Consider the following 23,683-nt stretch of genomic DNA (forward strand, 5'->3'; position numbering starts at 1 on the left):
CCGCCTCCATCCGAAGGGCGCCGCCGCTCACCCGGCCAGCAAGGACGAATCAGACCGTGGAGGAAGGAAAGACTATGGCGTACTCGTTCGAAAACGAACTGATCCGTTGCATGCCGAACCTGCAGCGCTATGCCTGCAAACTGACCCGCGACGCCAACGCCGCGGAGGACCTTCTGCAGGACTGCCTGGCCCGTGCCCTGTCGCGCCAGCATCGTTTCGAACCCGGCACGAACATGCAGGCATGGCTGACCACCATGCTGAAGAACCTGCATTTCAACAACCTGCAGCGCGACCGCCATGTGACGAAGGTGGAGCTGTGGGACGGCGCCATGTCCGTCGATGCGGCGCAGATGTCGCGCCTTGTCTTCCGTGACGTCGACCGCGCCTTTTCCTCCCTCACCCCCAGCCAGCGCAAGGTGGTGAAGCTGGTGGCCATCGAAGGCCGGCCCTATCAGGAGGCGGCGGAAACGCTGAACGTCTCCATCGGCACCATCCGCTCCCGCCTGTGCCGCGCACGGGAACGGCTGAACAACCTGATGACCGCCTGACCGCCTCCTCCGCCTCCACGGCCGGTCCCGGCCGGCGGGACACACACCCTCCGCAACCCGTTGCGGAGGGTGTGTTGATTCCGCAAAGGTTGATTCAGATCACTGCCGCGCGTTGCGTGTCAGAATAGGTTATCGGCAATCTGGATCGAATCCCAGTACCGCGATAATCAAAACCTACAACCTTTTTCATAGGTGTAGGCATCATCTCGCGTTAAACAATCTTTTACACTGAAAGGTCCAATTGTTTCAATCGATGGTGAGCGTCTGATGCTCGCATCCATCGCAGATATTACATATGTATGCTTCAGCGTAGGTGAAAGCCATGAATCCCTTGGCCCGTGTCGGTATCGGTCCGAAGATCTACTTCGTCGTGTTCATTCTCAGCGCGGTGGCGGCCGGACTGTCCGCCTTCATGGCGAATACGCTCAATCGTGTCGACGGGAACTACTCCGTCCTGATCGACACCGACATCACGTTTGCCCAGAAGCTTGAACGGATGCGTGGCGACCTCGCGAATCTGGGCCGCCAAATGAACAACGTCCTGCTTCTTCAGGAGCCGGCAGGACTTGCGCCGCTCGCCAAGTCCATCACCGAAATCCAGGCCGCAATCTCCGACTCCAATGCGGTCGTTACCCGCCTGGCCAAGCCGGAGGCGACGGCGACCGTCGCCCGGATGACCGACATGATGGCGTCGATCAAGCGCGCCCTGCCCGACGTCCTGGCGCTGAAGGAAAAGGGCGACCATGCCGGTGCCGCCGCCCTGTACGCCAAGGAATGCCGCCCGCTGGTGGTGGAGACCTTCAATACCGCCGCCAAGCTGGCGGATGAGGTGAATGCGGTCGTGCAGCTGTCCTCCAGCCGGTTGAGCGGCGAGACCGCCGCGGTCATCACCTGGGCCATCGGCGCGATGATCGCCGCCATCCTGCTTGCCGGCGCCGCCTCGGTCGTCATCGCCGTCCTCGGCATCCGCCGCCCGATCACCGCGCTGAACGGCGTGATGGAGCAGCTGGCCAAGGGCGACGCGACCGTTGCCGTCACCGGGACCGATCGCGGGGACGAGGTCGGGTCGATGGCCCGCACGGTGGAGGTCTTCAAGCAGAACCTGCTCAACAACCGCCGCATGGAGCAGGAGGCCAGGGAGGCCGAGGCAAGGGCCGCCGCGGAAAAGACCCGGTCGATGAACGAGCTGGCCGACAGCTTCGAGGCGAGCGTCCAGGACGTGGTCGGCGCCGTGTCCTCCGCCGCCACCCAGCTGCAGAGCAACGCGGAAAGCATGTCCTCCACCGCGGAGGAGACGACCCGTCAGGCTTCCTCCGTCGCCGCAGCCAGCGACCAGACCCTCAGCAACGTCCAGACGGTGGCCTCCGCTTCCGAGGAACTGGCGAGTTCCATCAGCGAGATCGCCCGCCAGCTGGAATCCGCCACCCGTATGAGCCGCTCCGCGGTGGACGAGGCGCAGCGCACCAACGCCACCGTCGAAAGCCTTGCCCAGGCCGCCGAGCGGATCGGCAGCGTTGTCCAGCTGATCCAGGAAATCGCCAGCCAGACCAACCTGCTGGCCCTGAACGCCACCATCGAGGCGGCGCGCGCCGGTGAGGCCGGAAAGGGATTCGCCGTCGTCGCCAGCGAGGTGAAGAGCCTCGCCAACCAGACCGCGCGGGCGACGGAAGAGATCTCCGGCCAGATCCAGGCGATCCAGAAGGAGACCCAGGGAGCCGTCGGCGCCATCCGCGGCATCGCCGACACGGTCCAGCAGGTCAACCAGATCGCCACCTCCATCGCGTCGGCGGTGGAGGAGCAGACCGCGGCCACCGGCGAGATCTCCCGCAACGTCCAGCAGGCCGCCCAGGGCACCGCGGAGGTGTCGCGCAGCATCATGGGTGTCAACGACGCATCGCAGGAAGCCGGTCGGTCGGCGGCCGAAGTGCTCCAGGCCGCCGGCAGCCTCGGCGTCCAGGCGCAGAACCTGCGGGAATCGGTGAACGCCTTCGTCGTCCGTATCCGCGCGGCCTGATCGGATCTTACGCGACAAGGCCCGCTGCGCCGGATCGGACGCAGCGGGCCTTTTTTATCGGTGCGGTGGGCGTCAGCCGTTCACCACCGTTCCGCCGTTCGGGTGCAGGACCTGACCCGACATATATGAAGAGTCGTCCGACGCCAGGAAGACGAAGGACGGCGCCACGTCGTCCGGCTGGCCGGCCCGCTTCATCGGCACGTTGCCGCCGAACTTCTCCACCTTCTCCTCGTCGAAGGTCGACGGGATCAGCGGGGTCCAGATCGGACCGGGGGCGACCGCGTTGACGCGGATGCCGCGGTCGGCCAGCGCCATCGACAGCGACCGGGTAAAGGCGACGATGGCGCCCTTGGTCGCCGAATAGTCTAGCAGCTCCGGGCTGCCCTTGTAGGCGGTGACCGAGGTGGTGTTGATGATGCAGGCACCCTCGTGCATGTGCGGCAGGGCGGCCTTCACCATGAAGAACTGGCCGAAGATGTTGGTGCGGAAGGTCCGCTCCAGCTGTTCGGCCGTGATGTCCTCGATCGATTTCTGCGGGTGCTGTTCGGCCGCGTTGTTGATGAGGATGTCGATGCGCCCATGCTCGCCGATCATGCTTTCCACCGCCTTGCGGCAGGTTTCTTCCTGGCCGACGTCGCCGCTCAGGATTTTGCAGGGCTGGCCTTCCGCCTCGACCAGCCGGCGGGTCTCGCGGGCGTCGTCGTCCTCGTTCAGATACAGGATGCCGACCTTGGCGCCCTCGCGGGCGTAGAGCACGGCGATGGCACGGCCGATGCCGCTGTCGCCGCCGGTGATCAGCGCCACCTTGTCGCGCAGTTTGCCGCTGCCTCGGTAGCTGGGCCGGGTTTCCGAGGGCTGGGGGTCCATCGGGGCCTGATGGCCGGGGCGGCTGTCCTGGTGCTGGGGCGGCTGCCTGCTCTCCTGCTGGGCCACGGGCATTTCTCCTTTCACAGTACCCCTGACGGGGCGCGGATGGGATGCGTTGCACAATCACAACAACCCCGATTGCGTCGCGTTCCGCCCCGTCGCCGGCTGGAACAATCAGCAACACCGCCCTGTTACTTGGCCGGGCGACGCGAAAGAGGATGGCGGTGCCGGATTGCTCGCCTCGAAAGGGAGCAGTGATCGCGCCGTTTGTCGGACTGGTATGGCGGAGGATCATGCCCATAAGATTGGGCAGGCGTCCTTTCGGCCGATCTTTCCGGGAACGGTGGAGCCACCGGACGTGTCACGGTTGATCGTGTCCCAGGGGAAAACCCCGGCGACCCATCCGGGAACGACAGAGATGAAGCGTGTGACGATGACCGATATAAACGCCTATCTGGACGGCGCCCTCGATGAACGGGAGCGCGCGGAATTCGAGAGCGTGGTCGAGAGCGATCCCGACGCAAAGGCGCTGCTCGCCCAGCATCGCCAGCATGTGGAGGAACTTCATCGCCTGTACGACCCGGTCCTGAACGAAGAGGTGCCGCCCCGCATGCTGGAGTTGCTGCGCAAGCGGAAAGGCTGAGCACGCGCGATTTTCCTCTCCGTCCCGCGGCGCCATGCGCTATGGGATGCGCTGACGCCCCCTTGGGGGCCCGGTTCGGACGGATGAGGCATGGCGCGCAGACGAGCGGAGCCGAGCATCCTGCTCGGCCCCATCCTGTATTTCCGTGGTGAGCAGCGCGACCGCTGGTGGCTGTCGGCGCTGTTCGTGCTGGACGGGGATGTCGAGCCCGACGACCTGCGGGTGGACGGCGTCACCCTGCCGGTCCCCCCGCGCCACCTGACGGTCTGGCGACGCCGCCATGTCTGGCGCTTCGATTTCGCGGTCCCCCGCGGCATGCGCGACACCGATGTCGCCTATGGCTTCCCCGACGGGCCCAGCTGGAACGTGGTCGTTCCGGGCCGTCAATCACTCCCACGAATGGCCATTCTGTACGGAAGCGGAATGACCGGTGCCGCGAAAGCTGCCGGACAGCCGGAGGCTGCGGCCATATCGGCGGCGCTCCCTGCGCCCCTATGGCCCGACCTTCTCGCCCGCCATTCGGCCGACCGCTACCACCTGCTGATTCAGGCCGGCGGGCAGATCGACGGCGATGCCGTGCTGGCCGCCGCCCCGCAGGCGGCATCGCTGCTGGGCGACGCCTCCCGCCGGCTGGGACCGCCCCTGCCCGTCGTGGCGGAGGAGATGATGTCCGCCGGATTCGACCGGATGCTGCGCGGCTGGAGCGGTGCCGCTGCGGCGGCTGTGCTGGCCTCCATCCCATCGGTGATGATGTGGGACGGGTCCGACCTTGGCCGGATGCTGGCCGGCGCGTGGGCCGGGCGGGAGGACGGCGACGCCGCCTCGCGCAGCCTGCGCCCGCTGATGGTGGCCACCCGTCGGCAGGTCCAGCTGTTCCAAACCGGCTCCGTCACCGATTCCCCGCCCGATTGCCTGTGGGGGGCCGCCTGCGGAACCCTGGCCCAGGGCTTCGTCATGGGGGAGGCCGGGCTGCTGGCGCTCGACCTGTGGACCGACCGCAGCGCCCGGCGCATCCTGTCGGAGCGTGACTGGAGCCTGCTGCCGGACTGGCTCGACCGCTTCGCCGATTGCCGCCACCTGATCCTGATCAGCGGCGCGCCGCTGCTGGCCCCTGCTGCTGCGGCGCTCGACCGGCTGGGCGCGGCTTTGCCGGCTCCCCTGCGGCGCCGGCTGACGCATGGCCTGGGTGATCGCTGGACGACGCCGGGTCGTCAAGCCGAGTGGGAGCGGATGCTCCGCACCCTCGGCGATTTCTCCCGGCGCACCGGCTGCCGCGTCACCATCGCGTCGCGCGGCCTGTCGGGCGGGGCCGGCCGGGGGTGCTGCGCGGCGGCGGGTTGGAGATGTGGCAGCTCTATGCCCCGCGTTTCGCCGCCTCGCCCCTTGCCGCCGTCCGTCCGGGCTGGCGCGTTCGGCTGGCGGAACCGCTGGCGGCCCGGCCGGACCATCCCCTGCCCGCCCACAGGTTCGAGATGCCGCCCTTCCCGGAGGGCGGCCGCCGGATGCTGCACGGTCCGGGATGGATCGCCTGCAGCTTCGACGGCAAGGGCCAGCTGCACGCCCGCTGGTGCCTGCCCGCCGACGCAGGCCGCTACGCCCAGGCCATATAGCGGGCTTGGCTGGTGGTGTCCGGTCAGGACGGCGCGCGTTCGACCACGAACAGCAGCCCGGCGACCGGCACGCCCTTCTCCCGCCGCGGTGTGCAGGGTTCCATAAGGCGTACAACGAATCCCGCCTCCTCCGCGGTGCGGCGGACATAGGCTTCGGCATGGGCATAGCGGCGGGTGGCGCCAAGGGCGAACGCCTCCTCCGACTCGGCCGGCAGCCGCTCCACTGTGGCGGCGAAGCGGCCGCCCGGCGGCAGGGCATGGGCCGCCGCGGCAAAGACGGGGCCGAGGTCGCCGATGTAGACCAGCACGTCGGCGGCGACCAGCAGGTCCCAGCCACCGGGGGTGCGCCGCATCGCTTCCACCACGTCGCCGACGCCGAGTTCGTCATAAAGCCCGCGCTGCCGGGCCTTCTCCACCATCCGCGGCGACAGGTCGACGCCGGACAGATGCGCCGCCAGCGCCTTGAAGGTGACGCCGGCCAGACCGGTGCCGCAGCCGAGATCGAGGATCCGCAGGCCCGCCGCCCCCGGCATCACGCGGTCGACCGCCGCCCGCAACAGGTCGGGCGCCGCATAGCCGAGCTTGCCGACGAGATCCTGGTCGAAACGGTCGGCGTAGCGGTCGAACAGGGCGCGGACATAGGCGGCCGACAGGTCCGTGCCCTCCCCGGCCTCCAGCGCCGCGATCAGCCGTTCGACCGTTGCCGCCTCCTCCCCCTCGGCGACCTCGCGCGCATGGCGGAGTGCCGCCAGCGCCTTCACCGGTTCGCGCAGCGCCAGCCAGCAGCGGCCCAGCGCATGGTGGACCGTCGCATCGTCCTCAAGCCGCCGGCCGAGCGGCTGCAGCAGTTCCACCGCGGCCAGGGCGTCGCCGGCCATGGTCAGCGCTTCGGCCAGGGCCAGCACGGCATCGCGGTCGTTCGGGCGCAGCGCCACTGCCTCCCGATACTCCTCCAGCGCCTCCTCATGCCGGCCCAGCGCCGACAGGCAGTGGGCGAGCCCGAGTCGCACCGCCGCCGAATCGCTCCGCTCCGTCGCCAGCACACTATATAGAGCATGCGCAGCATCGAATTCGCCGCACTGCCGCAGGGCTTCCGCCAGCATCAGCCGCCATGCCCAGCTGCCAGGATCCAGCGCCACGGCACGCCGGTAGCAGGCCGCCGCCCGCTCCGGCAGATCCGCCCCGGCGCAGGCATCGGCCAGCGCCGCCCAGGCTTCGCCGTTCGCGGGATCGGCGGCGGCAGCCATCCGGAATCCACGGACGGCCCCGGCGGAATCCCCGGCGTAGAGCCGGTCGTAACCGAGGCGGAACAGTTGATCGAGATCGGGAGCGGGCGATGCTCCGCCGAAGGACGGGTCCGCGGACAAGGGGTGGTTTCCTCTGAGGTCGGGCCTGCGCGACCGGGATGCCCCGGCCCGTCAGGTCCGGCATCCGCCTGCCGCGATCCACTGGCAATCAGCCCACGGCGGCACCCTCGAACCCGGCCCGCCCGAGTCCAGGGAAACAAGGCGGCGGAGTTTACTGCCCCAACATGCTGCGCCGCGCAAGGGGGTCGCGAAAATCATCTGGAAGTGTGATTCCGGCGACACGCGGTCGCAGTAGCCCCTTTTTGCCCCCTGTACGGAAGGCAGACCAAGCCACTTGGGACACCCCATTCGATTTTGCCGGCAAATGTGGCGATTCAAAGGCTTATGCCCGCCGCCGAAGGGCCTAGACCGTCCGCCCGGCGCCTCTGCGTGACATCCGACGGACGAAAGCTGTGGTATTACCAGGGTGCAAGGCGGTTGACGATGGATCAAATTTTTGGAAGTGTGGCCGCGGCGCCCGATTGGGAGGCGTCGAACATCTGGGTAGGAGGCGGTCGCCGTAAGCGACTCGGTGACCGGAACAACGGCCCCGCGCGGGGGTCAAACAGCCGCCGTAGAACACGGGGCGACAGCAGAAGGAGGTTTGGGATGCGGGGACGAAATCAGCGCGTATGCGCCACAGCGGGTGGACGCGTCGCACTGGCTGCGGGACTGCTGACGGCCCCCCTGGTGGCGCTGACGATGGCAACTCCCGTCCAGGCCCAGATCGCGACCCCGGCCCTCGCCAAGGAAAGCTGCGTCACCCACGCAGTCGAGACCGAACAGAAGCTCGGCATTCCGTCCGGCATGCTGGTCGCCATCGCCCTGGTCGAAAGCGGTCAGGACGGCGCGCCGCATCCCTTCGCGATGAGCGTGCAGGGCCGTCCCTATTACGCCCGCAACGTCAACGATGCCGCCCGGCACCTTCGTGACCATCGCGGACAGCTTCGTTCAAACACCTATGTCGGCTGCATGCAGCTGTCGGTCGCTTCGCACCGGGGCGAATTCCAGCCGGTGGAAAAGATCGTAGAACCGCGCGACAACGTCTTCTACGCCGGCCAGCTGCTGGTCCGCTTCCACGGCGAGGAAGGCAACTGGAAGACCGCGCTGGCCCGCTACAACGGCGGTTCCGGCCGCCGCGCCCAGGCCTATGTCTGCAAGATCTGGCAAAGCCTGTCCGAACTGGACGCGCAGAGCGCCAAGCTGCTCGCCTCCTCCCGTTGTGAAGACACCGATCCCGTCAGCGTCGCCCCCGGCACCCGCCGCAGCTTCCGCAACGCCCAGCAAGTCGCCGCAATCAACTGATCCTCGCATCGACAATGGCGCCGGCATGACCGCTGGCGCAAAGCGGCGTGATCGGGTAAACCCCGGCGCATGAACTATCGCCACATCTTCCACGCCGGCAACCCGGCCGACGTGATGAAGCACGCCGTGCTGGCGCTGATCCTGGATCATCTGCGCGCCAAGCCGGCGCCTTTCTGCGTGCTCGACACCCACGCCGGCATCGGGCGCTACGACCTGACCTCCGAACCGGCGCGCAAGACCGCGGAAAGCGACGACGGGATCGCCCGCCTGTGGGGACACCCGGCATCCCATCCCGGTCTGGCACCCTACCTGGACGCCGTGCAGGCGCTGAACCCGGACGGTTCCCTGCGCTGGTATCCCGGCTCCCCCCGCATCGCCCGCGCCGCCTTGCGCCCGCAGGACCGCATGGTCCTGGTGGAGCTGCACCCCGACGACGCCCGCAGCCTGAAGGCGGAGTTCGCCGGCCACCGCGCCGTGTCCGTCCACCAGTCGGACGCCTACACCGCGCTGAAGGCCCATCTGCCGCCCAAGGAGAAGCGCGGGCTGGTCCTGATCGATCCGCCCTTCGAACAGCCGGACGAGTTCGCTCGCATGGCCGAAGGGCTGGCGCTGGCCCATCGCCGCTGGTCCACCGGCATCTTCGCCCTTTGGTATCCGATCAAGGAGCGGGCGGCGGTCTGGCGCTTCCAGGACGCGGTGGAGAAGACCGGCATCCCCAAGGTGCTGATCGTCGAGCTGACATGGCATCCCGAGGACACCCACCTGCGCCTGAACGGCTCCGGCCTGCTGATCGTCAACCCGCCCTGGAAACTGGACGAGACGCTGCGCGCCATGCTGCCGGCTTTGCACGAGGCCCTGCCCTCCACCGGCGGCGGCGCGTCGGTGAGTTGGCTGAAGCCGGAAGCGTCGTAAGAGACTGACGCCGGAGGCGTCGCAACCAAGTTTGCGCCGGAGGCGTCGCGAAAGGACGTTCCCGGCACAGAAAAACCCCCGGTCCTTGCGGGCCGGGGTTCAGGTCAGGATGGAGACCGTTCCTTCTGGGATTGATGGATGCTTAGAAGCGGCGCTCGGTCTGCTGGGCCGCACCTTCCAGGCGGGCGTTCAGCTTGCCGATGGCGGTGTTGGCGGTGTTCGCCGACAGCTCGGAGATCTTGACGCTGCGGCTCAGCATCAGCTGCATGTTGTCCTTCAGCATCCGGCTCTGCGTCGCATAGAAATCCGGCATCGTGCGGCTGCGCAGCAGCGCGTTCATGCCCTCGGCGTTGCGGCTGGCGACTTCTTGCGCCAGCCCCATCCATTCGCGCCAGGCGTTCTGCCAGCCGTCGGCCAGCACGCTGCCGCACTGGACCATGACGTCCATGGTCTCGCGCGTCTGGCTGGCGACCTCGCCCTGCGCTTCCTTGGACAGGCCGAGGGCGCGCTGAAGCTGCTCCGACGTGCGGCCGGCGACGTCGCTGGCCGTGCCCATCACCGCGCGGGCGGTGTCGGCGGTCCGGCGGGTCATGTCGGCACCGGCGCCCATCACCTTCTGGCCGGCCTCCGCACCGGCATCGGCGGCCTGACGGCCGGTCTCCGCCGCCTCCTCGCCCATCGAGCGGGCGGCATCGGCGGCGCGGCGGGTGGTCGCCTCACCGGCGCGGGTCATCTCCTCCACCGTGCCCTTCGCACGGTTGGCGGTGTCGCGCGTGGTGGTCGTGGTGTCTTTGTCCGTGGCCATGCGGGATGCTCCTCGAATACGTTCGTCCGGGTGGACGCTTCTTCCCAAAGCTCGCGTCGGTCATTTTGCTGCACCGCCGCACGCGTTGAGTCGTATAACACCCGACAAGCAGAACGTTCCAGGACGCAAAATAATAGCACCGCACCCTTTCTTTCGGGGTACGTGCTGCATTGAAACCGAAACGTCTTTCTTACGAAACAGTTCTTACTTCACCTGTTGTCCTCTTTTGGGGAACTGCTTCGAGATCAATGTTTTTTCCCGAGCCTCGCCTGGATTTCGCCGGCGATTCCGCGGCGGAAGACCAGGACGCAGACGACGAAGATGCAGCCGATCACCACCGGCACCGGCAGGCTGGTCGCCGCCAGATAATTCTCCAGCGTCACCACCAGCGCCGCACCGATCACCGGACCGGACAGCGTGCCCATGCCGCCCAGCAGCGTCATCAGAACCACCTCGCCCGACATCTGCCATGTCACGTCGGTCAGGCTGGCCAGCTGGAAGACGATGGCCTTGGTTCCGCCGGCAAGGCCCGCCAGCGTCGCCGACAGAATGAAGGCCACCAGCTTGTAGCGGTCGGTGCGGTAGCCCAGCGAGATGGCGCGCGGTTCGTTCTCGCGGATCGCCTTCAGGACCTGACCGAAGGGCGAATGCACAGTGCGCCAGATGATGGCGAAGCCGATCAGGAATATCGCCAGCACGGTGTAATACATCGCCATCGGGTTGTTCAGGTCGAAGACCCCGAACAGCACGCCGCGCGGCACGCCCTGGATGCCGTCCTCCCCGTGCGTGAAGGGCAACTGCAGGGCCAGGAAGAAGATCATCTGGCTCAGCGCCAGCGTAATCATGGCGAAATAGATGCCCTGCCGGCGGATGGCGATGCCGCCGAACACCAGCCCGAGGAATGCGGAGGCCGCGGTGCCGAGCAGGATGCCCAGTTCCGGCGGCAGGCCCCAGACCTTCACCGCATGGGCGGTCACATAGGCGGCGCTGCCGAAGAAGGCGGCATGGCCGAAGCTGAGCAGGCCGCCGAAACCGATCAGCAGGTTGAAGGCGCAGGCGAACAGCGCGAAGCAAAGAACCTTCATCAAAAAGACGGGATAGAGCAGCAAGGGCGCCGCCAGCAGGCCGGCGAGAACCACCAGCGCGCCGATCCTGGCCGGGGTCAGGCCCTTGTCGGGGGCAGCCACCCGGGCCGCGGCGCGGGGAGCCTTGGCGGACGCCCGGCCGCCGCTTTGCGAATGAAGGCTCATGCGCTCACCTTTCCCGTCCGAACAGGCCGGCGGGCTTGATCATCAGCACCACCGCCATGATGACGAAGACCACGATGTTCGAGGCCTCCGGATAGAACACCTTGGTCAGTCCTTCCAACAGGCCCAGCCCATAGCCGGTCAGCACCGCGCCCAGGATCGACCCCATGCCGCCGATCACCACCACCGCGAACACCACGATGATCAGGTTCGATCCCATCAGCGGCGATACCTGGTAGATGGGTGCCGCCAGCACGCCGGCCAGTCCGGCAAGTGCCACCCCGAAGGCATAGGTCAGAGTCACCATGCGCGGTACGTTGATGCCGAAAGCCTGGACCAGCACCGGATTCTCTGTCGCGGCACGCAGATAGGCGCCCAGCTTCGTCTTCTCGATGGCGATCCAGGTACTGAGGCAGACGACCAGCGACGCCACCACGACCCAGCCGCGATAGTTTGGCAGGAACATGAAACCCAGATTCTGCCCGCCCTTCAGTGCATCGGGAATCGGATAGGGCTGTCCGGAAACGCCGTACTGGTGGCGGAAGGCGCCCTCCACGATCAGCGCGAGGCCGAAGGTCAGGAGCAGGCCGTAGAGGTGGTCCAGCTTGTACAGCCGCGACAGCAGAGTCTTTTCCAGCACCACCCCGAACAGCCCGACGATCAGCGGCGCCAGCAGCAGCGCCCACCAGTAACCGATGCCGAGCTTGGTCAGCAGCAGCCAGGACACGAAGGCGCCCATCATGTAGAGCGCGCCGTGGGCGAAGTTGATGACGTTCAGCATGCCGAAGATCACCGCCAGCCCCAGGCTGAGCAGCGCGTAAAACGACCCGTTGATCAGCCCCAGCAGAAGCTGTCCGAACAGCGCCTGGGGCGGAATGCCGAAGATCGTCCCCATCATGAGCGTCGCACTCCCCTGCGGCACCTCCGCCGCCGCATCGGCCAGACCAGCCGATCCGGCGGCGGCAGGCGCCGCTCCGTCACGTCATGCCTTTACTCACGTCACGTCCTTACTTGGGCAGCTTGCAGCCGCTCTCCTCGAAGGTGGCGAAGGCCTCCTTGCCGGGGATGGTGCGCAGGATCTCGTAATAGTCCCACGGCCCCTTTGATTCCGACGGCTTCTTCACCCGCGCCAGATACATGTCGTGGACCATGCGCCCGTTGGGCAGGATGGTGCCGTTCTTGGCGAACATGTCGTTGACCGGCATCTCCTTCATCTTGGCGGCGACGGTCGGGCCGTCGTCGGTCCCGGCCGCCTCGATCGCCTTCAGGTAATGGCGGACGGCGGAATAGCTGCCGGCCTGCACCATGGTCGGCATCTTGCCGTGACGGTCGAAGAACTTCTTGGACCAGGCCCGGGTCTCTTCATCGCGGTCCCAGTAGAATCCGGTGGTCAGCACCAGATCCTGGGCCACCTGCAGACCCAGCGCATGGACGTCGGACAGGAAGATCAGCAGGCCGGCCAGCTTCTGCTGCCCACTCTGCGTCAGGCCGAATTCCGACGCCTGCTTGATCGAGGTGATGGTGTCGCCGCCGGCATTGGCGAGCCCGACGATCTTGGCGCCCGACGCCTGCGCCTGCAGCAGGAAGGAGGAGAAGTCGGCCGTGTTCAGCGGCGCCTTCACCGAACCCACCACCTTGCCGCCGGCCTTCTTCACCTCGGCCGAGGTGTCGGCCTCCAGCTGATGGCCGAAGGCGTAGTCGGCGGTGATGAAGAACCAGCTGTCGCCGCCCTCCTTCACGATGGCCTGGCCGGTGCCGACAGCCAGCGCACGGGTGTCGTAGGCCCAATGGAAACCGGTGGGGGAGCAGGCGTCGCCGGTCAGGCGCGACGTGGCCGGGCCTTCCATCAGGAAGATCTTCTTCTTTTCCCTCGTCACCTCTTGGACCGCCAGCGCAACGCCGGAATTCGGCACGTCGACGATCACGTCCACCCCGTCCTGGTCGATCCACTGGCGGGCGAGGTTGGACCCGATGTCGGGTTTGTTCTGGTGGTCGGCGGTGATGATCTGGATCGGCTTGCCCAGGATCTTGTTGCCGAACTCCTCCGCCGCCATGCGCGCGGCGACCGCCGATCCCTCGCCGCCGAGATCGGCGTAAAGGCCGGAGCGGTCATTGAGCACACCGATCTTGACCATGTCGCCGGTCAGCTTGCCCTGCTGGGCATTGGCCGGTCCCGTGGACAGGACACCGATCGTCAGGGCGGCCAGGGCGGCACCGGTCAAAAGACGTGCGATCATGCGTGAATTCCTCCCCCTCAGCGTTGCGTTGCGCATGGATTCGGGTGACGGACCGAGCCGGTTCGCCGGGCCGTCCCCGGCGGTCGCGCCGGCCGTTCCGTCCGGTTGTTTCCGGAGCCGTCAGGCCGTTCGCGCCGCCGCTTCCAAACCACTATGCAGGGGCATCGCGTTGTAAGCGAAGCGGAATTTCAGCTGCACAAACAATTTTCATCAAGAGTCGGGCGAAACACCCGCTTTTTCCATCCGGCGGTGTATGGCGGCGGCCGGTGGCCGGTCCGAACCCTGCCGGCGCCGGTCGATCCGCCGCATGATCGGCGTCACCGTCGTGCCGTGGACGAGAATCGAAAGAAGCACGATCAGCGCGGTCACCGCCCACAGCGCGTTCGGAACGTCGAACTCGGCGGCGTTCAAGCCGTAGGCGACGTAATAGATGCTGCCCATGCCGCGAATGCCGAAGAATCCGATGGCCAGCTTCTCCCCCAGCGGCATCGGCACCCCGGCCAGCCCGGCGATTCCTGCCACCGGCCGCACCAGGAACAGGATCACCACGGCCGCCCCGACCGCGCTCCAGGACAGGGCGTCGATCAGCCCGTGGGCAAGCGTGCCGCCAAACAGGACCAGCATCAGCATCATCATCAACCGTTCGGTCTGTTCAACGAAGTCATGCAGCCGCTCGTGATACTCGCTGTCCCGCTCAGCATCGCGCAGAGCAACCGCGGCGACGAACACGGCGACGAAGCCATAGCCGCTGGCCAGTTCGGTCAGCCCATAGGCGATCAGCGTGATGCCGAGCGACACGAAACCGTCGCCCGTCCGCGACAGGTTGGCCCGATTCGGAACCCGGAAGGTGACGTAGCCGAGGAAGCGCCCGACCAGCCAGCCGACGCCCACCCCGGCCGCCAGCCGCCAGACGACGTCCAGCAGCACCCAATGCTGCAGCATCTCCCAGGGCGGGTTGTTGTTCAGCAGGGCGACGCCGATGGCGAGATGGACGAAGGGAAAGGCCAGACCGTCGTTCAGCCCGGCCTCCGACGTCAGGCTGAAGCGGATCTCGTCCTCCTCTCCCGACTTGGGCGGGCCGACCTGGATGTCGGAGGCGAGGACCGGATCGGTGGGCGCGAGCGCCGCCGCCAGCAGGATCGACGCCGCCAGCGGGAAATCCAGCCAGTACCAGCCGATCAGCCCTATCATCAGGATCGACAGCGGCATGGTGATGCCCAGCAGCCGCCATGTGATGATCCAACTCCGCCAACCGATGCGGCGGTCCAACTTCAACCCCGCGCCCATCAGCGAGATGATGACGATCAGTTCCGTCAGCCTCTCCGTCGCCTCCGGAAAGGCCAGCGGCGCCGGATTGTCGAGCCGCAAGACGCTGAAGACCGCGACTCCCAGCCCGACGCAGATGATCGGCAGCGACAGCGGCAGTTCCTTCAGCATCATCGGCAGCCAAGCCACCAGCAGGATCAGGAATCCGAGTCCGACCATGAGGACGATGTAAGACATGCGCCGCCTGTCCCCGTGATGCCCCGAAGCGGCCCGCCGTCTGGACATCCTCCAAGCGTGCAGGAACCGAGTCCCGTCAACGCGCAAAGACGCGGAAGGGTTCAGCGACAAAAAAGGAACAGTGCGGAAAGACTATGGAGGTACCGGCTCGTTCGGCTTTGCTTCCCTGACTTCGTCCTGCCGGTATTCTACTGGGAGCGCCCTGAACCACACGGGAGCGCACAGGACCGGGAAGCGTGCCTGGATGCCGCCCGCGGGAGCCGGAACCGCGGGGGCCGTCGCGAAACCCGGCCTTGTTCAGGCCGCCGACGTCATCGGAAAGCCGCTGTAGTCGAGGGAGGCCGACCAGAAACGTTCCAGCTTGCGCAGGGTCTCGTTCGCCTTGGTCAGTTCCTCGTCGCTGAAGCCGGCCTTTTCCAGGGCGGCCAGATGACGTTCGAACATGACGCTGATCTTCTCCCGCAGATCCAGGCCCTTCTCCGACAGGCGGACGCGGACGGACCGGCGGTCGTGCGGAGAGCGTTCCTGTCCGAGATAGCCGTTCTCGACCATCTTCTTGACGTTGTAGGAGACGTTGGAGCCCAGGTAATAGCCGCGCGCGGTCAGTTCGCCGACCGTCATCTCGTCTTCACCGATATTGTAGAGGATCAGGCTCTGGACGTTGTTGATGTCCTGGATCCCAAGCCGGTCGAGTTCGGTCTTGAGCACTTCGAGAAAGTGGCGGTGAAGCCGCTCGATCAACAGAATGCTCTCGTAATAGGGTTTGCGCACCGCGGTCTCCTTTGGCTCTAACCGGCCGTTCCCCGCGCAAGGACGATACCGGGACCTTAAAGCGAGATTAACCGATCATTCGTCGGCAATCATCCTAATAATTCCGGAAAAAGTCTGGCACAACCCGTCTGTACAGGCCCCTTTCGCCAAGTGCCCCCATCCGAATGTTTTCGTCCGGGTGGACGCCCCGGCATAACCGGAACGGAGTGGCCCCGAAGACCGCGCCGGGGCCGCCCCCTTCACCCTTACCGGTCAGTCGCGGAACACCAGGTCGCCGCCCGCGGGCTCGGCGAAATGGCGCTCCACGTCGGACGGGCCGACATCGGCCAGATCGGCCGGCTTCCATTTCGGGTTCTTGTCCTTGTCGACCAGGACCGCGCGGATGCCTTCGTAGAAATCGTCACCGGCAAGGCAGGCGAGGCTGAGGCGGAGTTCCTGCACCATGCAGGCCTCGAAATCCTGCTTGGCACCGCGGCGCAGCGCCGCCAGCGTCACCTTCAGGCTGGTCGGCGAGACGCGGCGCAGCGTGGCGACCTGCCCGGCCGCCCACTCCGTCCCCTCGGCCTCCAGCGCCTTGACGATCGCCTCGACGCTGTCGAAGGCGTAGCAGCGGTCGACGGTGGCGCGAATCGCCGTCACCGACGCCTCGCCGGCCTCGCCGCGATGGGCAGCAACCGCTTCGTCCGCCGGGATACCGGCCGCCAGATCGGCGATCAGCGCGTCGATCTTCGCGCTCGGCACGAAGGCGTCGGCGGCGCCGATGGCCAGCATGTCGGCGGCCTTCAGCCGGTCGCCGGTCAGCCCCAGCCAGATGCCGACCTGCCCCGGCAGCCGCGGCAGGAAATAGGTGCCGCCGACATCGGGATAGAGGCCGATGCCGGTCTCCGGCATGGCGAACAGGGTGCGTTCGGTGACGATGCGGTGGCTGCCATGAACCGACAGGCCGACGCCGCCGCCCATGGAGATGCCGTCGACCAGCGCGACATAGGGCTTGGACAACCGCTTGATGAGCCGGTTCAGCACATACTCCTCGCTGAAGAAGGCGCGCACCGGTGCCGTGTCGCCACGCCCTTCCTTCGCCGCCTTGCCGGCCTCGTACAGGCTGACGACGTCGCCGCCGGCGCAGAAGGCCTTCTCGCCCGCACCGCGGATCACGACGGCCTTGACCTCCGGGTCGGCGTTCCAGGCCCGCAGCTGCGGATCGAACAGCCTGATCATGCCCAGCGTCAGGGCGTTCAGCGCCTTCGGCCGGTTGAGCGTGACGAGGCCGATGGCGCCCCGACGTTCGAACAGAATCTCAGCAGCGTCGCTCATCGTCTTGTATTTTCTCGATTATCGTTGCAGATCGGGCGGTGGCGGGCCACCCGCTTCGTCCAACCCCGGTGCATCCCCTGATACATCGGGTGAAGCTTGCGGCCGCCGCAGATGATACGGGAGCCTGCGCCTCTGTCAAACCGGCCATACGGTGCCGCATGTTCGCGGACGCGGCGGTCCGTCCGCTTGCGGAACTTTGCCCCCTTGGACCGTTGCGCTCACGCTCTCATCTGATCAGCACGGTCGCGAAACGCAGATCCAAGAGCAATTCCACGGAAGGTTCGACGCCATGCCGCTTCCCAACCCGGCCGGTCAGCCATGAAGGTCGGTATCATCCTGAACCAGCAGGCCGGTTCCCTGGTCGACCGCCCCCTGGACGGCGCCAGACAGGCCATTCGCGCCGCCTTCGAGCGCCACGGTGCCGAGGTGGACCTGCACACCGTCGACGGTGCCCAATGCACCGAGACGATCCAGCGGGTGCTGGAGTCCGACGCCGAGACGGTGGTGGTCGGCGGCGGCGACGGCACGCTGCACAGCGCGGTGAAGCTGGCGCTGCCCACCGGCAAGACGCTTGGGGTGATTCCCCTGGGCACTCTCAACCTTTTGGCGCGCGATCTTCACATCCCGCTTGAACTGGAGGCGGCGGCGGAAGCGCTGGCCGCCGGCCGCGTCCGCGTCATCGACATCGCCGAGGTGAATGGCGAGCCCTACACCAACAGCTCCATCCTCGGCTTCTACCCGCAGGTGGTGCAGGAGCGCGAACGCCAGCGCAAGCAGCACCGCCTGCTGAAATGGCCGGGCGCCGCGCTGGCCCTGGCGAAGACGCTGTACCGGCTGCCGATGCTGGATGTGCGCCTGGATTGGGGCGAGGGGCCGAAGCGGATGCGCACCCCGATCCTGGTGGTCTCCAACAACGTCTACGACGACGGCTTCGGTCTTGTTCTGACACGCCAAGCGCTGGATGCCGGAAAACTTGGGGTCTACGTCGCCCGCGAACGGAACGCCTTCGCGATGCTTCGGTTGATGGGACGGCTGATCGCCGGATCCTGGAAGCAGGACGAGGCGCTCGACACCTATGCGGTCACCAGCCTGACGGTCCACAGCCGCCGCCACCGCCTGAAAATGGTCAATGACGGCGAAATCCGGAAGCTGCACGCGCCGCTTCACTACCGGATCGTCCAGGCGCCCTGAAGGTTCTGGCACCCGGCTGAGAGAAAGGATGAAGCTGGCGTGAAACGGCTCGCTCACATCTCCGACCTGCATTTCGGGCGGATCGACGCCCGTGTGGTCGACGGGCTGCTGGCCGACCTGACGGCCCAAGCACCCGATCTGATCGTCATCTCCGGCGACTTCGTGCAGCGGGCGAAAGCACGCCACTTCGAGGAAGCGCGGGCCTTCCTGCAGAAATTGCCCTTTCCTTACATGGCTGTACCGGGGAATCATGACATCCCGGTTTATAACGTGTTCAAGCGCTTCACCGACCCGTTCGGCCATTACCGGCGCTACATCAGCAGCGATTTCAGCCCGCTGCACATCGATGACGAGATCGCGGTGCTGGGCATCAACACCGCCCGTCCGGTCATCATGGATTTCTCCGAAGGGCGGATGAACAGGAAGCAGATCGCCCGCGTGCGCGAGGTGTTCTGCGGCATGCCCGACAGCATGTTCAAGGTGCTGTTCACCCACCATCCCTTCCTGCCGCCGCCAGATCTGCCGAAGACCCAGCTGGTCGGACGGCACAAGCTGGCCCTGCCGGCGCTGGAAAGCTGCGGCATCGACTTGCTGCTGGCCGGCCATCTGCACAAGGCCTATTCCGGCGACATCATGAGCTTCCACACCCAGATCGCCCGCTCGATCCTCGTCGCCCAGGCATCCACCGCGACCTCCACCCGCCTGCGGAACGAGGCCAACGCCTACAACCTCATCACCGTTGCCCATCCGACCGTCACATTCGAGGTGCGGTCGTGGGAGGGGGCGGCCTTCACCGGCGGGCTGGTGTCGACTTACCGCAAGCAGGGGAACCGCTGGGCCCTGCAGGCGCAGGACACCGGATTCCGGCCTGTGACCGCCGGCCCCTCCGCCGATCCGGTCGCCGCCGCCTGGGAAGCCGCCGACCGGCTTGCAAGGGGGAGGACCGGGACAGGGCATGAGGCCGGTGCAAGGCAGCCGGCCCGTCCCAAAGGACCGCGGCCGGCCCCGCGGCTTGAGTTCACTATGAGGGAAGGCGTAGGATCGCCGCACTCGTTCTAAGTGCATGGTCTTCCCGATGCCGATCTCCCTCCCCGCCGCCTTCCCGCGCACCCGTCTGCGCCGCAACCGCGCCGACGCCTGGACCCGCCGTCTGGTCGCCGAGAACACGCTGACCGTCGACGACCTGATCTGGCCGGTCTTCGTGATCGAGGGCGAGAACCGTCGGGAGCCGGTCGCCTCCATGCCGGGTGTGGAGCGGTTGACCATCGACCTGCTGTGCGAGGCGGTGGCGTCCGCCGGTACGCTCGGCATTCCCTGCATCGCCCTGTTCCCGGTCGTGGGATCCGACGCCAAGTCGGAGGACGCCGCGGAGTCCTACAACCCCGAGAACCTGATGAACCGCGCCATCCGCGCGGTGAAGGCGGCGGCGCCGGATGTCGGCATTCTCGGCGACGTCGCGCTCGACCCCTACACCATCCACGGTCATGACGGCCTCATGCGCGACGGCTACATCCAGAACGACGAGACTGTCGAGGTTCTGGTCCGCCAGGCCCTGTCGCAGGCGGAAGCCGGTTGCGACATCGTCGCCCCGTCGGACATGATGGATGGCCGCATCGGCGCTATCCGCGACGCGCTCGACAAGGACGGTCACCAGCTGACCCGCGTCTGCTCTTATGCCGCCAAGTACGCTTCCGCCTTCTACGGACCGTTCCGGGATGCGGTGAATTCCGGCGGGTTCCTGAAGGGCGACAAGACCACCTACCAGATGAACCCCGCCAACACCGACGAGGCCCTGCGCGAGGTCGCCTGCGACCTGCAGGAAGGGGCCGACATGGTGATGGTGAAGCCCGGCCTGCCCTATCTCGACATCATCCGCCGGGTGAAGGACCAGTTCGCGGTTCCGACCTTCGCCTATCACGTGTCGGGCGAATACGCGATGCTGCGCGCCGCCTCGGCCAATGGCTGGCTGAACTACGACAAGGCCCTGCTGGAGACCCTGATGGGCTTCAAGCGCGCCGGCTGCGACGCCATCCTGACCTATGGCGCGGTGGACGCCGCGAAGCTGCTCAAGCAGGGCTGAGCGGTTCGGAGCCATCTTTGAGCCGTCCGGGGCCGCGGCGCGATCCGCGGCCCTTTATCGTCAGGGGCGTTCCACACAGCGGAGACGCCCCCGATGACCCCGACCGCCTTGTTCCGCCCGGCTGTGCTGGCCGCCCTGCTGCTGGCCTCCGCCCCCGTCTCGGCCTTCGAACTGCGCAGCCCCGACTTCACCGACGCCTCGCCGATCCCGGAGCGCAACGTCTTCGCGGGATTCGGCTGCAGCGGCGGCAACCGGTCCCCGGCCCTGAGCTGGACCGAACCGCCGGCCGGCACCCGCAGCCTCGCCGTCACCATCTACGATCCCGACGCGCCGACCGGAAGCGGCTGGTGGCACTGGGTGCTGTTCAACCTGCCGGCCGACACCCGCGGCCTGCCAGCCGGTGCCGGCGATCCGGTCAAGCCGCTGCTGCCCGCCGGCGCGGTGCAGGGCCGCACCGATTTCGGCACAGCCGGCTATGGCGGCCCCTGCCCGCCGCAGGGCGACACGCCCCACCGCTACATCGTCACTGTCCATGCGCTGAAGGTCGACAGCCTGCCGCTGCCGGCCGATGCGTCGGGCGCCATGGTCGGCTTCAACCTGAACGCCGCCACCCTGGCGAAAGCAACGCTGACCGCCCGCTACGGCCGTTGATCGCCGGCCGGCCGCCGCCATAGGATGGTGCCCATGGGTCCAGACCTCCTTGCCCGCCTGTCCCGCTTCGCCGCCCGCGACCAGCGTCCCGGAGCGGGCGACCGTCCGCACCGGCCGGAGCTGTGGGCCTTCATCGCCCATGACTGCGAACGGCTGGCGGAGGTGCGGATCGAGCGCACCGCCCTGATCGCCGTGCTGGAGGGCGTCAAGGAGCTGACCGACGCCGCCGGCACCACCCGCAACTTCCCCGCCGGCACGGCCATGCTGCTGCCGCCGGGTTGGTGCGGGTCGGTGGTGAACGATCCCGGTTCCGCCGGCCGCTACCGCGCGCTGGTGCTGGAGTTCCCGGCGGAGATGGTGCGGCGCCTGCTGCGCGCCCATGGCACGGAGGGGCTGACCCAGCGCGCCCGGCCGGGCGACTGGCATGTCGCCCTGACGCCGGCCCTGACCGACGCCATCCACCACGCCGCCGCCGGCCTGACCGCCGCCCCGCAGCTGCCGCCCAAGCTGGCCGAGCATCGCTGCATGGAGGTGCTTCTGGCCCTGCTGGAGGATGGCGTCTGGTGGTTGGGTCCGGTCGCACCAACCGGCACCGCCGACGCCGTCCGCCAACTGCTGCGCACCCGGCCCGATACCGCCTGGACGGCGGACAGCGTCGCCGGCGCGCTCAACCTCAGCACCGGCACCCTGCGCCGCCGGCTGTCGGAGGAAGGTTGCTCGGTCCGCAGCATCTTGGTCGAGGAGCGCGTCGCCCACGCCCGCGATCTCCTGGAACGCGAGGGGCTGAGCGTGCAGGAGGCGGCGGAGGCCTGCGGCTACGCCAACCGTTCCCACTTCGCTCGGCGCATCCGAGCCGCCGTCGGCGTCAACCCGTCGGACCTTCGCGACCGCTGACCGCCGCCGTGCCATAGGCCCGCACCAGCGCCGCCACCGAATCGGCGATCACCCGCTCCGGATCGGCGGTGACCGGCAGGCCCAGCATGGTCGGCCAGAACAGCACCTCCTTCAGGCCGCCCAGCAGTTGGGTCGCCGCCACATGCGGGTCGGGGGCGTTCAGGCGGCCGCGCGCATGCTGGGCGGCAATATAGTCGTCGAGCAGCGCATAGGCCTGCCCCTTCCCGCCTTCCAGATAGTCCTGCGACAGCTCGGGAAAGCGCTGATGCTCGGCGATGACGAGGCGCAGCAGGCCGCGCACCTCCGGCCGGCGCATATGGACCAGCAGCGACCGCAGGAAAACGGGAAGCGCCTGCTCCGGCGGCTGGTCGTGGCGAAGGGTCTGGTCGCCGTCGCTGTTGAACCCCTTGTACAGGCCGGCGACCACCGCCTGGAACAGTTCCCGCTTGCCGGGGAAGTGATTGTAGACGGTGCGCTTGGACACGTTGGCGTCGGCGGCGATGGCGTCCATCGATGACGCCTCGTACCCGTGGGTCAGGAAGGCGCGGGTCGCCGCCTCCACCACCGCATCCCGCTTCGCCGAACCACGCACAGCATTCCCCTCTCGAGACATTGACATTCACCGGTCAACAAGTACACTGCACCGTGTAGTGTATTTGTTGCCGCAGGCTCACAGGGTAATCCGCCCGGCCGCGGCACGGGAGGGGTAAAGCGATGAAACAACGCAGCATCGGCAGCATTCTTTCCGTTTCCGAGATCGGCCTCGGCTGCATGGGCATGTCGGAGTTCTACGGCCCGACCGACGATGCCCAGTCGCTCGCCACGCTCGAGCGGGCGTTGGAGCTTGGCGTCACCCATTACGACACCTCCGACATGTACGGCAGCGGCCACAACGAATCGCTGCTCGCCCGCTTCCTGGCCGGCAAGCGCGACAGGGTGGTGGTCGCCACGAAGTTCGGCATCGTCCGCCAGCCCGGCGAGTACGCCCGCCGCATCGACACCAGTCCTGCCTATGTGGCGCAGGCCTGCGACGCCTCGCTGAAGCGGCTGGGGGTCGAGACCATCGACCTCTACTACGCCCACCGCCTGAACCCGGACATCCCGGTGGAGGAAACGGTCGGCGCCATGGCGGATCTGGTGAAGGCCGGCAAGGTCCGGGCGCTCGGTCTGTCGGAGGTCTCGGCCGCCACCCTGCGCCGCGCCCATGCCGTCCATCCCATTACTGCGGTGCAGAGCGAATATTCGCTGTGGACGCGCGACCTGGAGGATGCGGTGCTGCCGGCCTGCCGGGAGCTGGGAATCTCGCTGGTCGCCTACGCCCCGCTTGGCCGCGGCATGCTGACCGGCGCCATCGGCAGCCGCGACCAGTTCGCCGAGAACGACTTCCGCCGGGTGGCGCCGCGCTTCGCCGGGGACAATTTCGACCGCAATCTGGCTCTTGTCGAGCAGGTGAAGGCGCTGGCGGCGCAGAAGGGCTGCACGCCCGGACAGGTGGCGCTGGCGTGGCTGCTGGCCCAGGGGCCGGAGATCCTGCCGATCCCGGGGACCAAGCGGATCAAGTATCTGGAGGAGAATGTCGGCGCCGCCGCGGTTACGCTGACTGAAGCAGAGGTGAAGGCGCTGGGCGACGCGCTGCCCCCAGGTGCCGCGGCGGGCGACCGCTATACGGCGGAGGGGATGCGGGGGGTGAATGTGTAGGGTGCGTTTTTGGCGACGTTAGCCCCCCACCTATCCTCCCCGCTGGG

General features: G+C 67.3%; 22 protein-coding genes. 12 read left to right on the plus strand and 10 right to left on the minus strand.

Annotation, left to right across the window (positions count from 1 at the left end):
* Positions 1-74 precede the first annotated feature (74 nt).
* Together AB8P05_RS02245 and AB8P05_RS02250 are read left to right on the plus strand one after the other, a co-directional pair.
* Complete coding sequence (locus AB8P05_RS02245) at positions 75-548, plus strand: sigma-70 family RNA polymerase sigma factor (RefSeq protein WP_085089358.1); 474 nt, start codon at positions 75-77, stop codon at positions 546-548.
* A gap of 322 nt (positions 549-870) precedes the next feature.
* Positions 871-2,562 (plus strand): methyl-accepting chemotaxis protein, encoded by a 1,692-nt coding sequence (locus AB8P05_RS02250; protein ID WP_472758632.1) that lies wholly within the window; start codon positions 871-873, stop codon positions 2,560-2,562.
* A gap of 72 nt (positions 2,563-2,634) precedes the next feature.
* On the opposite strand, the gene AB8P05_RS02255 is transcribed toward AB8P05_RS02250, so the two are convergent.
* Entirely contained in the window at positions 2,635-3,501 is an 867-nt protein-coding gene (locus tag AB8P05_RS02255; protein ID WP_472758633.1) for an SDR family oxidoreductase, read from the minus strand.
* A gap of 346 nt (positions 3,502-3,847) precedes the next feature.
* Between AB8P05_RS02255 and AB8P05_RS02260 the strand changes: the two genes are divergently transcribed.
* Both AB8P05_RS02260 and AB8P05_RS02265 read left to right on the plus strand, forming a co-directional pair.
* The gene (locus tag AB8P05_RS02260) at positions 3,848-4,072 is read left to right on the plus strand and encodes an anti-sigma factor family protein (RefSeq protein WP_455171691.1); all 225 of its coding nucleotides are present in this window, start codon (positions 3,848-3,850) and stop codon (positions 4,070-4,072) included.
* Positions 4,073-4,162: 90 nt separating this feature from the next.
* Positions 4,163-5,788 (plus strand): hypothetical protein, encoded by a 1,626-nt coding sequence (locus tag AB8P05_RS02265; RefSeq protein WP_472758634.1) that lies wholly within the window; start codon positions 4,163-4,165, stop codon positions 5,786-5,788.
* Here the strand turns inward: AB8P05_RS02265 and AB8P05_RS02270 are convergent.
* Positions 5,706-7,049 (minus strand): tetratricopeptide repeat protein, encoded by a 1,344-nt coding sequence (locus AB8P05_RS02270; RefSeq protein WP_472758635.1) that lies wholly within the window; start codon positions 7,047-7,049, stop codon positions 5,706-5,708. The genes AB8P05_RS02265 and AB8P05_RS02270 overlap by 83 nt on opposite strands.
* A gap of 681 nt (positions 7,050-7,730) precedes the next feature.
* Between AB8P05_RS02270 and AB8P05_RS02275 the strand changes: the two genes are divergently transcribed.
* On the plus strand, positions 7,731-8,333 hold the full coding sequence (locus tag AB8P05_RS02275) for a transglycosylase SLT domain-containing protein (protein WP_472758636.1): 603 nt from the start codon (positions 7,731-7,733) through the stop codon (positions 8,331-8,333).
* 69 nt (positions 8,334-8,402) lie between these two features.
* On the plus strand, positions 8,403-9,245 hold the full coding sequence (locus tag AB8P05_RS02280; protein ID WP_472758637.1) for a 23S rRNA (adenine(2030)-N(6))-methyltransferase RlmJ: 843 nt from the start codon (positions 8,403-8,405) through the stop codon (positions 9,243-9,245).
* A 142-nt stretch (positions 9,246-9,387) separates the two neighbouring features.
* Here AB8P05_RS02280 and AB8P05_RS02285 read toward each other — a convergent pair whose 3' ends face one another.
* From AB8P05_RS02285 to AB8P05_RS02315, 7 genes are all read right to left on the minus strand, one after another.
* On the minus strand, positions 9,388-10,050 hold the full coding sequence (locus AB8P05_RS02285) for a phasin family protein (RefSeq protein WP_472758638.1): 663 nt from the start codon (positions 10,048-10,050) through the stop codon (positions 9,388-9,390).
* Positions 10,051-10,295: 245 nt separating this feature from the next.
* Positions 10,296-11,300 carry a branched-chain amino acid ABC transporter permease gene (locus tag AB8P05_RS02290; RefSeq protein ID WP_472758639.1) on the minus strand — a complete coding sequence of 335 codons (1,005 nt, stop codon included), beginning with the start codon at positions 11,298-11,300 and terminating at the stop codon, positions 10,296-10,298.
* A gap of 4 nt (positions 11,301-11,304) precedes the next feature.
* Complete coding sequence (locus tag AB8P05_RS02295) at positions 11,305-12,192, minus strand: branched-chain amino acid ABC transporter permease (RefSeq protein WP_149223622.1); 888 nt, start codon at positions 12,190-12,192, stop codon at positions 11,305-11,307.
* Positions 12,193-12,304: 112 nt separating this feature from the next.
* Entirely contained in the window at positions 12,305-13,534 is a 1,230-nt protein-coding gene (locus AB8P05_RS02300; protein ID WP_472758640.1) for an ABC transporter substrate-binding protein, read from the minus strand.
* Between the two features lie 210 nt (positions 13,535-13,744).
* Positions 13,745-15,037: a cation:proton antiporter gene (locus AB8P05_RS02305; RefSeq protein WP_472758641.1), complete on the minus strand. Its 1,293-nt coding sequence runs from the start codon at positions 15,035-15,037 to the stop codon at positions 13,745-13,747.
* Between the two features lie 297 nt (positions 15,038-15,334).
* Positions 15,335-15,808, minus strand: a complete 474-nt coding sequence (locus AB8P05_RS02310; protein ID WP_012974024.1) for a MarR family winged helix-turn-helix transcriptional regulator — start codon at positions 15,806-15,808, stop codon at positions 15,335-15,337.
* Between the two features lie 252 nt (positions 15,809-16,060).
* Positions 16,061-17,122, minus strand: a complete 1,062-nt coding sequence (locus AB8P05_RS02315; RefSeq protein WP_472758642.1) for an enoyl-CoA hydratase/isomerase family protein — start codon at positions 17,120-17,122, stop codon at positions 16,061-16,063.
* A gap of 318 nt (positions 17,123-17,440) precedes the next feature.
* On the opposite strand from AB8P05_RS02315, the gene AB8P05_RS02320 reads away from it, so the two are divergent.
* From AB8P05_RS02320 to AB8P05_RS02340, 5 genes are all read left to right on the plus strand, one after another.
* Entirely contained in the window at positions 17,441-18,313 is an 873-nt protein-coding gene (locus tag AB8P05_RS02320; RefSeq protein ID WP_472758643.1) for a diacylglycerol/lipid kinase family protein, read from the plus strand.
* Positions 18,314-18,352: 39 nt separating this feature from the next.
* Positions 18,353-19,372 (plus strand): metallophosphoesterase family protein, encoded by a 1,020-nt coding sequence (locus tag AB8P05_RS02325; protein WP_472758644.1) that lies wholly within the window; start codon positions 18,353-18,355, stop codon positions 19,370-19,372.
* A 16-nt stretch (positions 19,373-19,388) separates the two neighbouring features.
* A complete protein-coding gene (gene hemB, locus AB8P05_RS02330; protein ID WP_472758645.1) occupies positions 19,389-20,393 on the plus strand; it encodes a porphobilinogen synthase in 1,005 nt (334 codons plus the stop codon).
* A gap of 93 nt (positions 20,394-20,486) precedes the next feature.
* The gene (locus AB8P05_RS02335; protein ID WP_472758646.1) at positions 20,487-21,044 is read left to right on the plus strand and encodes a YbhB/YbcL family Raf kinase inhibitor-like protein; all 558 of its coding nucleotides are present in this window, start codon (positions 20,487-20,489) and stop codon (positions 21,042-21,044) included.
* Positions 21,045-21,077: 33 nt separating this feature from the next.
* Positions 21,078-21,938 (plus strand): helix-turn-helix transcriptional regulator, encoded by an 861-nt coding sequence (locus AB8P05_RS02340; protein ID WP_472758647.1) that lies wholly within the window; start codon positions 21,078-21,080, stop codon positions 21,936-21,938.
* Here the strand turns inward: AB8P05_RS02340 and AB8P05_RS02345 are convergent.
* On the minus strand, positions 21,910-22,530 hold the full coding sequence (locus tag AB8P05_RS02345; RefSeq protein WP_472758648.1) for a TetR/AcrR family transcriptional regulator: 621 nt from the start codon (positions 22,528-22,530) through the stop codon (positions 21,910-21,912). The two genes, AB8P05_RS02340 and AB8P05_RS02345, sit on opposite strands and share 29 nt — an antisense overlap.
* Before the next feature lie 122 nt (positions 22,531-22,652).
* On the opposite strand from AB8P05_RS02345, the gene AB8P05_RS02350 reads away from it, so the two are divergent.
* Complete coding sequence (locus AB8P05_RS02350; protein ID WP_472758649.1) at positions 22,653-23,636, plus strand: aldo/keto reductase; 984 nt, start codon at positions 22,653-22,655, stop codon at positions 23,634-23,636.
* The last annotated feature ends 47 nt before the right edge of the window (positions 23,637-23,683 follow it).

The organism is Azospirillum sp. VT-I1 (genome assembly GCF_055698305.1).